Raw genomic sequence first — 15,581 nt, forward strand, 5'->3', positions numbered from 1 at the left:
CCCGATCATGGCTCAGATCAGGTAGTCGGTGTCCCGCGCGTCCGTGATCAGCATCCGGCCGGGCTCGTGGGTGATCGCCAGCGGCAGCCGCGACTCCAGCACGGCGGCCTGCGGGGTGACGCCGCACGCCCAGAACACCGGCACCTCGCCGTCGGCGATCGGGACCGGGTCCCCGTAGTCGGGCGCGTCGAGGTCGGTGATCCCGAGTGCCCTGCCGCCGTCCCGCCCGCCCGAGCCGATGTGGACGGGTGCGCCGTGCACCTCGGGGTAGCGGGCGGTCACCGACACCGCCGTGTCGACGAGGTGCGCCGGCACCGGCCGCATCGACACCACGAGCGGCCCGGACATCCGCCCGGCGGACCGGCAGCGCCGGGTGGTCCGGTACATCGGGACGTTGGTGCCCCGCGCCAGGTGCCGCACCGGCACGCCCTCGGCGAGCAGCGCGTTCTCGAAGGTGAAGCTGCACCCGATCAGGAACCCGACGAGGTCGTCCCGCCAGCGGTCCACGACGTCCGACGGCTGGTCCACCAGCTCGCCGTCGGCGTAGACCCGGTAGCCGGGCAGGTCGGTCCGGATGTCGCCGTCGAGGAGGGCGCCGCCGAGCTCACCCGGCTCCAGGACGTCGAGCACCGGGCACGGCTTCGGGTTGCGCTGTGCGAACAGCAGCACGTCCCAGGCGAACTCGCGCGGGACGGCGATCAGGTTGGCCTGGGTCCAGCCGGCGCACCAGCCCGACGTCGGCGTGGACAGCCCGGCGCGGAACCGCTCCCGGGCCCGGGCCGGGGTGAGCCCGGCGGTCACAGGAGTCACGGCGCGAACGCCCGGATCCCGACGCCGGCCCGGGCCAGCGCGTCCCGCACCCGTTCCGCCATCGCGACGGCACCCGGCGAGTCCCCGTGCACGCAGGCGGACTCGGCCCGCACGGCGACGTCGGTGCCGTCGACCGCGCGCACCACGCCCTCGTCGAGCATCCGGACGAGCCGGTCGGCGGCCTCCCCGGCGTCGGAGAGCAGTGCGCCGGGCTCGCGGCGCGGCACCAGCCCGCCCTCGGGGGTGTACCCGCGGTCGACGAAGAACTCCGGCACCGCCCGCAGCCCCGCCTCCTCGGCCGCCCGCAGCAGCTCGGAGCCGGGCAGGCCCAGGACCGGCAGCGACGGGTCGTAGGCGCGGACGGCCTCGGCGACGGCACGTGCCTGCGCGGTGTGGGTGCGGGTCGCGTTGTAGAGCGCCCCGTGCGGCTTGACGTAGCGCACCCGGGAGCCGGCGACGCGGCTCAGCGCCTCCAGGGCGCCGATCTGGTAGAGCACGTCGTCGGTCAGGGCGGACGGCTCGACGTCGACGAACCGGCGTCCGAACCCGCGCAGGTCGGGGTAGGACACCTGGGCCCCGATCACGACGCCGGCCTCCGCCGCCCGCGCGGTGGTCGCCCGCAGCGTCGAGGGGTCGCCGGCGTGGAAGCCACACGCGACGTTGGCCGAGCTGACCAGCCCGAGCATGGCGTCGTCGTCGCCGAGGGTCCACTGGCCGTAGGACTCGCCGAGGTCGGCGTTCAGGTCGACGGTCACAGCGCCGAGGTTCGTTCCGCCGGCTTCTCTCACAGCTGCCCCAGGTTCTGCGCGACGAACTGGTACCCGATGAACAGTGTCACGAGCCAGCCGGCGACGCCGATCCCCAGCAGCCACCGCGGGTACCGGTAGCCACCGAGCAGGTCGCGCCGCCGCCACGCCACCCACAGCAGGACGGTGAACCCGATCGGCAGGATCAGCCCGTTGAAGGCACCCGCGAAGATCAGCAGGGTGACCGGCGCGGCACCGGCGAGCAGGAACACCGCCGTGCTCAGCACGATGAACCCGATGGTCAGCAGGTTCGTCGTGCGCTGCGGCGTCGACTTCGTGGTCAGGAAGGAGACCGAGGTGTACGCGGCGCCGATCACCGAGGTGATCGCCGCGGCCCAGAGGATCAGGCCGAACAGCCGCACGCCGATCTCACCGGCGGCGGCCCCGAACGCGGCGGCGGTCGGGTTCTCCGCGCCGGCGAGGTCCACCCCGCCCGAGACGACGCCGAGGATCGCGAGGAACAGCAGCACCCGCATGACGGCGGTGACGACGATCCCCTGCACCGAGCTGCGGGCGACCCGGCCGGCGTGCTCCGGGCCGGACAGCCCGGAGTCGAGCATCCGGTGCGCGCCGGCGTAGGTGATGTAGCCGCCGACGGTGCCGCCGATGAGGGTGGTGACGACCAGCCAGCTGACCTCGTCGGGAAGGACGGTCTGGCGCAGCGCGTCGCCGACCGGTGGGTCCGACACGACGGCGACGTAGGCGGTCAGCCCGATCATCAGCACACCGAGGACGACGACGATCCGGTCCAGCGCCGCGCCGGCCCGGCGGATCGTGAAGATCGCGATCGCGAGGACGGCGGAGATCGCGCCGCCGACCGCGGCGTCCAGCCCGAACAGGGCGTTCAGGCCGAGCCCTGCGCCGGCGACGTTGGCGATGTTGAACACCAACCCGCCGACGACGACCAGCGCGGTCAGCACCCAGCCCGCGCCGGGTGCGACCCGGTTCGCGAGCTCGTGGGCGCGCATCCCGGAGACGCCGACGATCCGCCAGACGTTCATCTGGATCGCGATGTCGACCAGGATCGACACCAGGATCGCGAACGCGAACGCGGCACCGAGCTGGGCGGTGAACTGGGTGGTCTGGGTGATGAAGCCGGGCCCGATGGCGCTGGTGGCCATCAGGAACATCGCCCCGAGCAGCGCGCTCCGGGTCGTCCTGCCGGACGTCCCCGTCGTGCGTTCCGTGTCCTCGCTCATCGCCGCCTCCCGGGGCCGTCTGCGCGGTGGATCGGTGGAGTGTGTCGGATTGTTCAACGATCCTGCAATCCTACGAGGGAACATTCCTCGTTAGGATCGTGTGTCGTGACCGCCCCGAACCTGTCCGTCCAGGACGCGCTGGCCTCGCTCGCCGCGTCCAGCTCGGTCGTCGTCCCGGCCTCCGAGCGGGTCGCCGACCGGATCCGGATCGAGGTCGCCGAGGCCCGCCTGCGGGTCGGGGCCCGGCTGCCCGAGCAGGCGCTCGGCGAGGCGCTGCAGGTCTCCCGGAACACGCTGCGGGAGGCACTGTCCCAGCTCATCGCCGAGCGCGTGCTGGTCCGCATCCCGAACCGGGGCGTGTTCGTCGCCCGTCCCGAGATCGACGACGTCCGGGACGTCTACGCGGCCCGCCTGGTGATCGAGCCGGGCGCGGTCCGGTTCGGTGCGCACGCCGGTGACCCGGCCGCCCTGACCGCCGTCCGGGTGGCCTACCGGGGCGGGCGCGCCGCCGCGGACGCCGGCGACTGGGCCGGCGTGGCCGACGCCAACCAGCACTTCCATCGCGAGATCGTCGCACTGGCGGGGAGCCCGCGCCTGGAACGCGAGATGGGGCGCCTGCTGGCCGAGATGCGGCTGATCTTCCAGCGGATGCCGGGGGTGCGGGAGTTCCACGAGCCCTACCTGGCCCGCAACGGCGAGATCGCCGAGCTGCTCCTCGCGGGGGAGACCGAGCGGGCCGCCGACGAGCTGGCCCGGTACCTCGCGACCGCCCGGGACCAGCTGCTCGACGCCTACGCGCTGCTGCCGGGCGGGGCCGCCGTCCCGCACTGACCCGGAATGTCCCGGTCAGGTGTGCAGGTCACCGGCCCGGAGGAGCACGGCGGCCCGGTGCCCGGCCCGGATCCGTTCGAGCGGACGCACGCCCGGGGGCAGCGGCACCGACCGCCCGCGCCCGACGGCGACGACCACCGCCTCGGCATGCAGGGGCTCGGCGACCGCGACGAGGAACCCGGCCTCCGGTGGGGGACCGGTCCCCGGCTCCCCCGCCCACGAGGTCTGTCGCCCGTGCGGCAGGTCCGCCAGCACCAGGTCCGGCTCGATGCCGCCGAGCGCGGTCCGCACCGCCTCCGGGTCACCCGCGTCGGCGACCCCGACCCGCCACTCCGGGCGGCTCGCCGGGATCGTCGCCCGCGCCGCCGCGGCGGCGACGGCGCAGGACTCCTTGCCGTGCCGCGCGGCCAGACCGTCCAGGGTGGACGCCCGGTCGTCGAGCCCGCCCGGTGCGAGCAGGCCGAGGTTGCGCCGGGCCAGACCGAGCGGTGCGGGATCGGCGTCGGTGCCGGCGAGGACGGCGATGCCGGGACAGAGCAGCCCGAGCACCGCCAGCGACACACCGGCGCCGCAGCACGGGTCCCACACCGTCACCGGTCCCGGTCCGAGCCGCTCCCGGGCCCGTCCGGCCAGCTCGACGGTCAGCCGGACCGGCAACGTCGGCCGTCCCGGCGCGGAGACCAGGACCGCGTCGAGTGCGGCGTGGTTCGCGGCCGGGGCGTGGCGGTACTGCACCGGCCCAGTCTCCCGCGGCGCGCCGGTCGCGATCAGTCCCGGGTGCGCCGGTGCAACCACACGGTGACGCCGCCGACCAGCAGTCCGACGACGAGCAGGGCGATCAGGATCTCCGCTCCGCCGGGCATCTGCGCCATCCCGATGAGGTAGCTCAGCGGGAGGCCGAGGACGAGCGCCAGGATCAGGATCCAGGCGACGATCCGCCGGGTCGCGGGACCGGAGGGGCCGGGGGTGTTCCGTTCGTGCTCCACGCCCGATGTGTACCCGGTGTCCGGTGATCCGCACCGTCCGGCCTCACCCGGTGTTCTTCATCCCGGCCGCGATGCCGTTGATCGTCAGCAGCAGGGCGCGCTCCAGGTCCGGGTCCGGTTCGTCGCCCGCGGCCCGGCGCTGTGCCAGCAGCTCCACCTGCAGGTGGTGCAGCGGCTCCAGGTAGGCGTTGCGCACCGACAGCGTGTTGCGCAGCACCGGGTGCCGGGCCAGCAGCTGCGACTCGCCCGTCACCGCGAGGAGCTCCCGGCAGGTCAGCTCGTGCTCGGCGCGGATCTGGGAGAACAGGCCCTGCTGCTCCGGCTCGACGAGGGTCGCGACGTAGTTGGACGCGATCCGCAGGTCGGTCTTCGCCAGTGTCATCTCGACGTTGCCGATCAGGTTCCGGAAGAACGCCCACTGCCGCATCTCGGCGAGGTCCTCGGCGTAGCCGGCCTCCCGCGCGGCGCGCAGGCCGGAGCCCAGCCCGTACCAGCCCGGCACGACCATCCGGGTCTGCGTCCAGCCGAACACCCACGGGATCGCGCGCAGGTCGTCCAGGGTGGGGGTGCCCTGCCCGGGCCGCTTCGACGGCCGCGACCCGACGTTGAGCCTGCCCAGCTCCTCCACCGGGGTGGCGGCGGTGAAGAAGACCGGGAGGCCGTCGTCGCCGACCAGCCGCAGGTAGGTCTCGGTGGCGGCGGTGGACACGCACTCCATCACCTCGTCCCACCGCGCCAGGACGTCGGCGGGCCAGCGCGACGCCTGGTGCAGCAGCGTCGCGTCCAGCATGGACGCGAGCAGGATCTCCAGGTTGTCGTGCGCCAGGCTCGGCAGCGAGTACTTGTCGGAGATGACCTCGCCCTGCTCGGTGAGCTTCATCGTCGCGTCCACCGACCCGAACGGCGCCGACGCGATCGCCTCCCCGGCGGGCCCGCCACCGCGGCCGACCGAGCCGCCGCGGCCGTGGAACAGCCGCAGCCGGACGCCGTGCTCCGCGGCGACGTCGCGCAGCTGGCGCTGGGCCCGGTGGATCTGCCACTGCGACGCGGTGATCCCGGCTCCCTTGTTGGAGTCGGAGTAGCCGAGCATGATCTCCTGCAGGTCACCGCGGTTGCGGACCTGCTGCCGGTAGCCGGGGTCGGCGAGCAGGCCCTCCAGCAGCTCGCCCGCCTTCGACAGCTCGTCGACCGTCTCGAACAGCGGGACCAGGTCGATCGACGACCGGGGGTTCTCGCCCCCGATCTCCACCATGTACGACTCGCGGGCCAGGACGGCGACGGCGAGCAGGTCGTCGACGTCGCGGGCCATCGACACGATGTAGGTCCGCACGACGTCCGGCCCGAACTCGTGCTGCAGCGCGTGCACGGTGTCGAAGGTGTCGAGCACCGGGGCGGTCGCCTCGGGGACGCCGTAGTGCCGCCGGACCAGCGGACGCTTGCGGCGCAGCTCCGCCGACAGCAGTTCGCGGCGCTCGTCGCGGGTCAGCTCGGCGTAGGGCTTCTCCAGCTCGCCGAGCTCGTCGTAGATCGCGCCGAGGGCGTCGTGGTGCTTCTGCGAGTGCTCCCGCACGTCCAGCTCGACCAGGTGCAGGCCGAGCGCCCGGGCCGAGCGGATCGCCCGGGCCAGGGTGCCGCCGGCGATCCGTGCGCCGTGGTGGCCGCGCAGCGACCGGTCGACGACGAGCAGGTCGTCCAGGTAGCCGGCGCTGCCCAGGTAGTCGACGCCCGGCTCGTGCGGGCCGCGGGCGGCGATCCGGCGGCGGGTGTTCTCCAGCCGGGCCGCCACGTAGGACAGCTTCAGGCGGTACGGCTCGTGCGCGTTGAGGCGGATGAACCGGTCGTGGACGTCCGGCAGGGCGCGCCGGTCACGGGTGAGCGAGCCGCGCAGCTCCTCGGAGACGCCCATGACCCGGGTGGACACCGACAGCTCGAAGACCAGCTGCTCGACGAGCTTCGCGTGGATGCGCAGCGCCCGGTCGGCGTTCAGCTCGAGCACCTCGCGCGTCACGGCGGGGGTGACGTTCGGGTTGCCGTCGCGGTCGCCGCCGACCCAGGAGCCCAGCACGAGCGGCCGGGTGTCGTCGGGGATCTCCAGGCCCGCCTCGGCGGCCTCGTGGGCGAACTCGTCCAGCAGGTCGGGGACCGTGCGCTCGCCGAGCCGGGCGGCGAACCAGGCGATGTTGCGGGCCTCGTCGATCACCATCGGCTTGCCCGGGCGGATGTCGTCGGTCTGCCACAGCAGGTCCACCAGCGCGGCGAGCTCGGGATCGGGGGCCCCGCGTTCGAGGGCGTCCACGACCCGGCGCAGGATCCCCAGCACGGACTGCCGGGTGGACTCGGTGGGGTGGGCGGTGAAGACCGGGCGCAGCTGGGTGCGGGCGAGGACCTCGGCGACCTCGTCCGGGTCCGCCTCGGACGCGAGCCTGCGCAGCACGGTGCGCAGTGGGCGGGCGTCGGCGGGGCGCAGCGCACGCAGCTCGCGGGAGCGGTGCAGCTGCTCGGCGACGTTGGTCAGCTGGAAGTACTGGGAGAACGCCCGGGCCAGCAGCACCGCGGTCCCGGTGTCGATGCCGTCGAGCAGGGCGGCGACGACGTCCGGTCCCGCCTCCCCGCGGGCGGAGTCGCGGGCCGCGTGGCGCACCCGCTCGACCAGCTCCAGGACCTCCGGGCCGGCCTCGTCGGACAGCGTCTGCCCGAGCAGCGTGGAGAGCCGCCGGATGTCCGCGCGCAGCGCCTGGTGCTCGGACTCGCTCACGACGCCGGAGTGCGCGGACAGCGAGTCCGGGGCGAGCTCGGCGGTCCCGGAGTTCTCGGAGTTCTCGGTGGGGTCGGCACCGTTCACGGTCCGGGTCACGGCTGTGCTCCGTTCTCCGCGTGCGGACGCGGGTGGTGGCGGGCCGCTCGCGTCGTCGGGAACGGGATCAGCGCGCATCGTCCCCCGGGACGCGGACCCGCGGCCATTCCTGGGCCTCCCCGTTACTCCCGCGCAACACGGCGGCTCGGGTGGCCCGGATCGCACAGTCTCGCGCATCATCGAACACGAACGCACGCGTCTCGTGGAGGAACGCCATGGCCCGCTGGCTGCGCCGCACACCCGGCGTCACCCGTCCCCGGACCGAGTTCGGGGCCGACTACAACCCCGAGCAGTGGCCGCGGGAGACCTGGGGGTCCGACATCGCCCTCATGCGCGAGGCCGGGGTGACGGTCGCGACCGTCGGCGTCTTCTCCTGGGCCCGGTTGCAGCCCGCGCCGGACCGGTGGGACTTCGGCTGGCTCGACGAGGTGCTCGACCTGCTGGGCGACGGCGGGATCGCGGTCGACCTGGCGACCGCAACGGCGTCCCCGCCGCCGTGGCTGCACCACCGGCACCCCGAGATCCTCCCGGTCGACGCCGACGGCCGGACCGTGTGGCCGGGCGGACGCCAGCACTACCGGCCCACGTCGCCGGTGTTCCGCCGGTACGCCCTCGACCTGGTCCGGCGGATGGCCGACCGCTACGGCGGACACCCGGCGCTGGCCGCGTGGCACGTGTCCAACGAGCTGGGCTGCCACAACGTCCACGACCACTCGTCCGACGCCGAGACCGCCTTCCGGTCCTGGCTGCGCGAGCGCTACGGCGACCTGGACGCGCTCAACCACGCCTGGGGCACCTCGTTCTGGTCCCAGCACTACGGCGACTGGGCCGAGATCCGCACCCCGCGCACCGTCGGGCCCGGGACGTTCCCGAACCCCACCCAGCTCCTCGACTTCGCCCGCTTCTCCTCCGACGCGCTGCGCGACCACCTGCGGGCCGAGGTGGCGGTGCTGCGGGAGGTGACCCCGGACGTCCCCGTCACCACGAACTTCATGGTGATGGGCGAGACCAGCGGGATGGACTACGCGAGCTGGGTCCCGGAGATCGACATCGTGTCCAACGACCACTACGTCGTCCCGGGGCCGGACGCCCGCGACGAGCTGTCGTTCTCGTCGAACCTCACCGGCAACCTGGCCGGCGGGGAGCCGTGGTGGCAGATGGAGCACTCGACGTCGGCGGTGAACTGGCAGCCGGTGAACCGGGCCAAGCGGCCCGGCGAGCTCGCCCGGGACTCCCTCACCCACCTCGCGCACGGGGCCGACGCGATCTGCTACTTCCAGTGGCGCCAGTCCACGGCGGGTGCCGAGAAGTTCCACTCGGCGATGGTCCCGCACGCCGGGCCGGACTCCGCGGTGTTCCGCGACGTCACGGCCCTGGGCGCGACCCTCGCGGAGCTCGCCCCGGTCGCCGGGGCCCACCGGGTGCCCGCCCGGGCGGCGATCCTGTGGGACCAGCCGTCGTGGTGGGCCGCCGAGCAGCCCTTCACCCCGACGACGGAGCTGCGCTACAAGGCCGAGGCGCTCGGCTGGTACCGGGCGTTCCTCGACGCCGGGGTGCGCGCCGACGTCGTCCCCGCCGGGGCCGGGCTCGCCGGGTACGAGCTCGTCGTCGCGCCGGTGCTGCACGTCGTCGGGCCGGACCGGGCGGCCGAGCTCGCCGCGTTCGTCGACGGCGGCGGGCACCTGGTCACCACCTACTTCTCCGGCACCGTCGACGAGTCGGCGCACGCCGTGCCGGGCGGGTACCCCGGTGCGCTGCGCGACCTGCTGGGCGTCCGGGTCGAGGAGTTCGCCCCGCTCGACCCGGGCGCCACGGTCCTGCTCGACGACGGCGGCACCGGCGACCTGTGGAGCGAGCCGGTGCAGGTCGTCGACCCGTCGGTGGAGGTGCTCGCCCGCTACACCGGCGCGGGCACCGACCCGGGTGCGCCGGACCTGGCCGGGCTGCCCGCGGTGACCCGGCGCCCGGCCGGACGGGGCTCGGCGAGCTACGTCTCGACCCGGCTCGCCGACCGCGCCCCGCTGCTCGGACGGCTGCTGCGCCGGGCCGGGATCGTGCCGGAGCTGCCGGGGGAGCTGTGCGGCCGGGTGGAGCTGGTCCGCCGCGAGGGCTTCCGGTTCCTGGTGAACCGGGGCGACACCCCCGTCGACCTGACCCCGCTCGGAGAGGCCGAGACCCTGGCCGGCCTGCCGCCGACCGTGCTGCCCCCACGCGGGGCGACGGTCCTGCGCGACTGACCTGTACGGTTCTGCCCCCGCCGGGGCCGGAGCGTGCTGGTCGACTCCGTGACACCGAGGCGAACGCCCCGCCGCACGAGGTGCGGCGGGGCGTTCCCGTGGGTGCGGCGGGTCAGGCGGGGGCGGCGTCCATGTCCTGCTCCAGCAGCTCCGCCAGGGCGGCGACGGCGGCCTCGCCGTCGGCGTCGTCGGCGGCCGTGAGGACGACCTCCTCACCGGACTGCACCCCGAGGCCCATCACGGACAGGATGGACGCGGCGTCCACCGGCCCGCGGGTGCCGTCCGCGGTCGCGATGGTGACCTTCGCGGGCTGCTGCTTGGCGGCGGTGCAGAACAGGTTGGCGGGGCGGGCGTGCAGCCCTACGGACGAACCGACCTTCACGCGGCGCTCGGCCATGTCGGTGCTCCTCTCGGTGGTGGTGGGTCAGCCCGCGACCGGGGCGGCGGACGGGGTGTCGGCGACGGCGGCCGGGGCGGGCTCGGCCGGGGTGCGCCGGGCCGACTTCAGCGCCACGACGAGTGCGGCGGAGACCAGCGTCCCGGCGACGATCGCCAGCAGGTACGCGAACGGGTTGCCGATCAGCGGGACCACGAAGATGCCGCCGTGCGGGGCACGCAGCGTCGACCCGAAGGCCATCGACAGCGCACCGGTGACCGCGGAGCCCGCCATCAGCGACGGGATGACCCGCAGCGGGTCGCCCGCGGCGAACGGGATCGCGCCCTCGGTGATGAAGGAGGCGCCGAGCAGCCAGGCCGCGCGGCCGTTCTCCTGCTCGGCCCGGGTGAACAGGTTCTTCCGGACGGTGCTGGCCAGCGCCAGCGCCAGCGGCGGCGTCATGCCGGCCGCCATCACGGCTGCCATGATCAGCAGCGCGGTCTCGGAGCCGGTCGAGAGCCCGGCGACGGCGAAGGCGTACGCGGCCTTGTTCACCGGGCCGCCCATGTCGAAGGCCATCATCAGGCCGAGCAGGGCGCCGAGCAGCACCGCGTTCGTGCCGGACAGCCCGTTGAGCCAGCCGGTCAGGCCGGTCGTGGCGGCCGCGAGCGGCTGGCCGACGACCAGGAACATGATCGCGCCGACCACGGCCGTGCCGATCAGCGGCAGCACCAGCACCGGCATGATCCCGGCGAGCGCGCGGGGTGGCTGCCAGAGCTTCAGGCCGTAGATCACCGCACCGGCGAGCAGGCCGGCGACCAGGCCGCCGAGGAACCCGGCCTGGGTGTTGACGGCGATCATGCCGCCGACGAAGCCGGGCACCAGTGCGGGCCGGTCGGCGATGGCGTAGGCGATGAAGCCCGCGAGCACCGGCACCAGGAACCCGAAGGCCAGCGAGCCGATCTGGAACGACAGCGCGGCCCACGCGGCCAGCGACCCCGCGTCGAAGTTGATCGAGGCGACGTTGCTGTCGTCGATGGAGACGATGTCCGGGTAGTCGGTGATCTGGTAGCCGCCGAGGGCGAAGCCCAGCGCGATCAGCAGGCCGCCCGCGGCGACGAACGGGATGACGTAGGAGACACCCGTCATCAGCCAGCCGCGCAGCTTCGAACCGAACCCCGAACCGAAGTGCTTGGTCTCCATCTCCCCGCCGCCTGCGGCGGGGGCCGACGCGACCGGCGCACCGGCCGGCTGCTCGCCCGCCTTCGCGACGGCCTGCTCGATCAGTCCCGGCGCGCCGCCGATGGCCTTCTTGACCGGGCTGGTCACCGTCGGCAGGTGCGCGAAGCGCTCCTTGTCCCGGACCTCGACGTCGGCGGCCAGGATGATCGCCTCGGCCTCGGCGAGCTGCTCCGCGGTGAAGGGGGTGGACCCGGCCGAGCCCTGGGTCTCGACGACGATCTCGTGGCCGGCCTCCTCGGCGGCGACCTCGAGGGCCTCGGCGGCCATGTAGGTGTGCGCGATGCCGGTCGGGCACGCGGTCACGGCGAGGAGCTTCACGCTCCCACCTCCTGCTGGATGAAGGCCGCGACGGCGGCGTCGTCGGTGGCACCGAGCAGCTCGTTCTTGAACGAGGCCCGGACGAGGCGGCGGGCCAGCGCGGCCAGCACCGTCATGTGGTCGGTGTTCCCGCCCTCCGGGGCGGCGATCATGAAGATCAGGGTGGCCGGGCCGTCCTCGGCGCCGAAGTCGACGCCGCTGCTGCTGCGGCCGAACGCCAGGCTGGGCTCGGTGACGGCCGACGAGCGGCAGTGCGGGATGCCGATCCCGCCCTCCAGGCCGGTCGGCATCTGGGCCTCGCGGGCCTCGATGTCGGCGAGGAACCGGTCCAGGTCGGTGACCCGTCCGGCGTCGACGAGGCGCTGCGCGAGCGCGGTGACGGTGGCGGTGCGGTCGGCCGACGGCACGTCGAGGTCGACCAGATCAGCGGTGATCAGTGCGGTCATGCGGCATCTCCGGTGAGGGCGAGGGTGACGTCCGGCGTGGGTGCCAGTTCGACGTCGTCGATACGGATGTCGGCCGGGCCCGGCGTGACGGATCCGGGCAGGCGGCAGGCGGCGGCGCCGTGGGCGACGGCCTGTCGCAGGGCGTCCGGACCCTCCCCGCCCGCGGCCAGGAACCCGGCCAGGGTGGAGTCGCCGGCGCCGACCGTGCTGCGCACGGCGATCGGAGGGGTCCGGGCGTGGTACTCGCCGGACCGGTCGACCAGCAGGGCGCCTCCGGCACCCAGGCTGACCAGGACCGCGCCGATCCCGCGGGCACGCAGCTCGCGGGCCGCCACCAGCACGTCGCCGAGGCTGCCCAGCGGGCGCCCGACGAGCTCGGCCAGCTCGGCGTGGTTGGGCTTCACGAGATCGGGCCCGGCCGCCACCGCGTGGTGCAGCGGGGCACCCGAGGTGTCGACGGCGATCCGAAGGCCGGGCCGGCGGCAGCGCCGCACCAGCTCGGCGTACGCGTCGTCGCCGACCCCGCGGGGCAGCGACCCGCAGCCGACCAGCCACGTGGCGCCCGCGCCGAGGGTCTGTGCCCGGTCGAGGAGTGCCTCGGCCTCGTCCGGGGTCAGCCGCGGGCCCGCCTCGTTGATCTTGGTGGTGACGCCGTCCGGCTCGACCAGGGTGATGTTGACCCGGGTGGCCTCGCCGACGGGCACCGCGACGGTGGTGACGTCGGTGGGCTCCAGGAGGGCGGCGAGCCGCTCGCCCGGCGCGGCGCCGGACGGCATCAGCGCCACCACCCGGTGCCCGGCCGCGGCGAGCGCGCGGGCGACGTTGACGCCCTTCCCGCCCGGATCGACCCGGACGGACGTGGCGCGGTGCACCGCCCCGCGGACCAGGTGCGGCAGCTCGACCGTGCGGTCCAGGCTCGGGTTCGGCGTGACCGTGACGAACATCGGGGGTGTTCCCGTCATGCGCGCACCACCTTCGGTCCGGCGGCCTCCAGCGCGGCGGCGTCCGCCGGGTCGAGGCCGGTGTCGGTGATCAGGGTGTCGATCTCGGCGGGCGTCCCGAAGCGGACGAACTGGTCGGCGCCGAACTTGCTCGCGTCGGCCAGGACGACCGACCGGCGGGCGGCGCGGAGCATCGCCCGCTTGGTCGCGCCCTCGTCCGGGTCCGGGGTGGTGAGGCCCCGGGTGGGGGAGAAGCCGTTGGTGCCGAGGAACGCGACGTCGACGACGAGATCGGCGAGCACGCTGTTCGCCCAGTCGTCGACGGTCGCGAGGGTGGTCCCGCGGACCCGGCCGCCGAGCAGCCTCAGGTGCACGTTCGGGCGTCCGGCGAGCGACGACGCGATCGGGAGCGAGTTGGTGACGACGGTGAGGTCCCGCTCCCGCGGCAGCGCCCCGGCCAGGCGGGAGGTGGTGGTGCCGGCGTCGAGCAGGATCGTCGCGGCGGTGCCGAGCTCGGCGACCGCGGCCTTCGCGATCCGCTCCTTCTCCGCGCCGTACTGGCTGTCGCGCTGGCCGACGCCCGGCTCGAAGTTCAGCAGGTCGGACGGGATGGCGCCGCCGTGCACCCGGCGCACCAGGCCCTGCCGCTCCAGCCCACCGAGGTCGCGGCGGATCGTCTCGGGGGTGACATCGAGCTCCTCGGCGACGGCGGCCACGTCGACCCGGCCCCGGTCCCGGGTCCGGTCGAGCAGCCACTGCTGACGCTCCGCTGCGTACATCTTTGTTCGCTCCCGCTTCGATGCTTGCGTGTGTCTGAGTATGTGGGTTTTACTGTGTTTGTCAACGGGTCACGTCGGAGTAACCCAGGGAGCCCCCATGCCGAGCACGTTGAACGGAATCCCCGCGAGCCCGGGCCGGGCCGGCGGCCGCGTCGTCCGGGTCGCCGAGCCGCCGGGCGAGCCGGCCGCGGGACCCGCACCCGCGGACCCCGCCGCCGAGGCGGCGCGGATCGCGCCCGCCGTCGAGCTGGTGTCGGAACGCCTCACCGCGCGCGCGGCCACCGTCTCCGGGGACGCGCGGGAGGTGCTGGAGGCGACCGTGACGATGGTCGGCGATCCCGCCCTGCTGGAGAACGCGCAGAACCTGGTCACCGGCGAGGGCCGCCCGGCCGCGCGTGCGGTGTGGGAGGCGGCAGGGCAGTTCGCCGAGCTGATGTCGTCGATGGGCGGCTACATGGCCGAGCGCGCCCGCGACATCCACGACGTCCGGGACCGGATCGTGGCCGAGCTGCTCGGCCTGCCCGCCCCGGGCGTCGCCGAGCTCGACGCGCCCGCCGTGCTCGTCGCCGGCGACCTCGCCCCGGCCGACACCGCGGGCCTGCGGCCCGGTGTCGCGCTGGCCCTCGTCACCGAGCAGGGCGGACCGACCAGCCACACCGCGATCCTCGCCCGCTCCCTGGGGATCCCCGCCGTCGTCGGGTGCGCGGGTGCGCGGGCGCTGGCCGAGGGCACCGCCGTGACCGTCGACGGCGGCACCGGTGAGGTCGCCGAGGTCGCGACCCTCGACGAGGCGACCGCCTTCGCCTCCGTCGCCTCGGTCGAGGCCGACTGGGACGGGACGGGCCGCACGGCCGACGGTCACGTCGTCCCGCTGCTGGCGAACGTCGGTGACGGCCCGGGCGCGGCGAAGGGTGCCGCCGACGGCGCCGAGGGCGTCGGCCTGTTCCGCACCGAGCTCGCCTTCCTCGCCGCGGCCGAGGAGCCTGCCGAGGCGCGGCAGCGGGAGGTCTACGCCGCGGTGCTCTCCGCGTTCGCCGGGAGGCCGGTCACCGCCCGGACCCTCGACGCCGGTGCCGACAAGCCGTTGCCGTTCCTGTCGCTCGACGGCGAGCCCAACCCCGCGCTCGGCGTCCGTGGCCTGCGGATCGCCCGGGTCCCGGGCAACGGCGACGGCGTCCTCGACCGCCAGCTCGCGGCACTCGCCGCGGCGGCGAAGGAGACGGGTGCCGAGCTGAAGGTGATGGCGCCGATGGTGGCCACCGCCGAGGAGGCCCGCTGGTTCGTCGAGCGCTGTCGCGCGCACGGCATCGCGCAGGCCGGCGTCATGATCGAGATCCCGGCTGCGGTGCTGACCGCCGACGAGATCATGGCCGAGGTCGACTTCGTCTCGGTCGGCACCAACGACCTGGCCCAGTACCTGTTCGCGGCGGATCGCCAGTCCGGGCCGGTCGCGGCACTCAACGACCCGTGGCAGCCCGCGCTGCTGCGCCTGATCGGCCTGCTCGGCGAGGCCTCGGCCCGCACCGGCACGCCGGTCGGCGTCTGTGGCGAGGCCGCGGCCGACGCGGCGCTCGCGCCGGTGCTCGTCGGGCTGGGGGTGGCGAGCCTGTCGATGGGATCCGGCGCGCTGGCCGCCGTCGGTGCGGCGCTCGGCTCGGTGGATCTGGAGCAGTGCCGGGACCGGGCCCGCGCCGCATGCGCGGCGGCCGACCCGATCGGGGCGCGGCGTGCGGTGTCGGAGCTGGGTGACTGAACG

At 74.6% G+C, this 15,581-nt stretch carries 14 protein-coding genes; 3 read left to right on the plus strand and 11 right to left on the minus strand.

Annotation, left to right across the window (positions count from 1 at the left end; genetic code table 11):
- Positions 1–12: 12 nt before the first annotated feature.
- From AD017_RS14725 to AD017_RS14735, 3 genes are read right to left on the minus strand one after another with little or no spacing between them, the layout of a single operon-like run.
- A complete protein-coding gene (locus tag AD017_RS14725) occupies positions 13–801 on the minus strand; it encodes a putative hydro-lyase (protein WP_010230875.1) in 789 nt (262 codons plus the stop codon).
- A 5-nt stretch (positions 802–806) separates the two neighbouring features.
- A complete protein-coding gene (locus tag AD017_RS14730) occupies positions 807–1,565 on the minus strand; it encodes a LamB/YcsF family protein (RefSeq protein ID WP_010230872.1) in 759 nt (252 codons plus the stop codon).
- A 29-nt stretch (positions 1,566–1,594) separates the two neighbouring features.
- The gene (locus AD017_RS14735) at positions 1,595–2,815 is read right to left on the minus strand and encodes an NRAMP family divalent metal transporter (RefSeq protein WP_010230869.1); all 1,221 of its coding nucleotides are present in this window, start codon (positions 2,813–2,815) and stop codon (positions 1,595–1,597) included.
- A 105-nt stretch (positions 2,816–2,920) separates the two neighbouring features.
- Here AD017_RS14735 and AD017_RS14740 point away from each other — a divergent pair, with 105 nt between their 5' ends.
- Entirely contained in the window at positions 2,921–3,646 is a 726-nt protein-coding gene (locus AD017_RS14740; protein WP_060574568.1) for a GntR family transcriptional regulator, read from the plus strand.
- 15 nt (positions 3,647–3,661) lie between these two features.
- Here the strand turns inward: AD017_RS14740 and AD017_RS14745 are convergent, their stop codons facing one another.
- From AD017_RS14745 to ppc, 3 genes are read right to left on the minus strand one after another with little or no spacing between them, the layout of a single operon-like run.
- The gene (locus AD017_RS14745; RefSeq protein ID WP_060574569.1) at positions 3,662–4,381 is read right to left on the minus strand and encodes a hypothetical protein; all 720 of its coding nucleotides are present in this window, start codon (positions 4,379–4,381) and stop codon (positions 3,662–3,664) included.
- A 32-nt stretch (positions 4,382–4,413) separates the two neighbouring features.
- A complete protein-coding gene (locus tag AD017_RS14750; RefSeq protein ID WP_060574570.1) occupies positions 4,414–4,632 on the minus strand; it encodes a hypothetical protein in 219 nt (72 codons plus the stop codon).
- A 43-nt stretch (positions 4,633–4,675) separates the two neighbouring features.
- On the minus strand, positions 4,676–7,486 hold the full coding sequence (gene ppc / locus AD017_RS14755; RefSeq protein ID WP_227012751.1) for a phosphoenolpyruvate carboxylase: 2,811 nt from the start codon (positions 7,484–7,486) through the stop codon (positions 4,676–4,678).
- A gap of 215 nt (positions 7,487–7,701) precedes the next feature.
- Between ppc and AD017_RS14760 the strand changes: the two genes are divergently transcribed.
- Entirely contained in the window at positions 7,702–9,723 is a 2,022-nt protein-coding gene (locus AD017_RS14760) for a beta-galactosidase (RefSeq protein WP_060574571.1), read from the plus strand.
- A 112-nt stretch (positions 9,724–9,835) separates the two neighbouring features.
- On the opposite strand, the gene AD017_RS14765 is transcribed toward AD017_RS14760, so the two are convergent.
- The 5 genes from AD017_RS14765 to AD017_RS14785 are packed head-to-tail and all read right to left on the minus strand — an operon-like array spanning position 9,836 to position 13,825.
- Complete coding sequence (locus AD017_RS14765; RefSeq protein ID WP_010230853.1) at positions 9,836–10,120, minus strand: HPr family phosphocarrier protein; 285 nt, start codon at positions 10,118–10,120, stop codon at positions 9,836–9,838.
- Positions 10,121–10,147: 27 nt separating this feature from the next.
- Positions 10,148–11,659 carry a PTS fructose transporter subunit IIC gene (locus AD017_RS14770; RefSeq protein ID WP_060574572.1) on the minus strand — a complete coding sequence of 504 codons (1,512 nt, stop codon included), beginning with the start codon at positions 11,657–11,659 and terminating at the stop codon, positions 10,148–10,150.
- Entirely contained in the window at positions 11,656–12,105 is a 450-nt protein-coding gene (locus tag AD017_RS14775; RefSeq protein WP_060574573.1) for a PTS sugar transporter subunit IIA, read from the minus strand. The genes AD017_RS14770 and AD017_RS14775 overlap by 4 nt, the downstream gene beginning before the upstream one ends.
- Positions 12,102–13,049, minus strand: coding sequence for a 1-phosphofructokinase (gene pfkB / locus AD017_RS14780; RefSeq protein WP_010230845.1), 948 nt, complete (start codon positions 13,047–13,049; stop codon positions 12,102–12,104). Before pfkB ends, AD017_RS14775 begins: the two co-directional genes overlap by 4 nt.
- 14 nt (positions 13,050–13,063) lie before the next feature.
- Positions 13,064–13,825, minus strand: a complete 762-nt coding sequence (locus AD017_RS14785) for a DeoR/GlpR family DNA-binding transcription regulator (RefSeq protein WP_010230841.1) — start codon at positions 13,823–13,825, stop codon at positions 13,064–13,066.
- A 97-nt stretch (positions 13,826–13,922) separates the two neighbouring features.
- Between AD017_RS14785 and AD017_RS14790 the strand changes: the two genes are divergently transcribed.
- Entirely contained in the window at positions 13,923–15,578 is a 1,656-nt protein-coding gene (locus tag AD017_RS14790; RefSeq protein WP_060574574.1) for a putative PEP-binding protein, read from the plus strand.
- Positions 15,579–15,581: the final 3 nt, after the last annotated feature.

Origin of the sequence: Pseudonocardia sp. EC080619-01 (genome assembly GCF_001420995.1) — a bacterium.
GTDB lineage: Bacteria > Actinomycetota > Actinomycetes > Mycobacteriales > Pseudonocardiaceae > Pseudonocardia.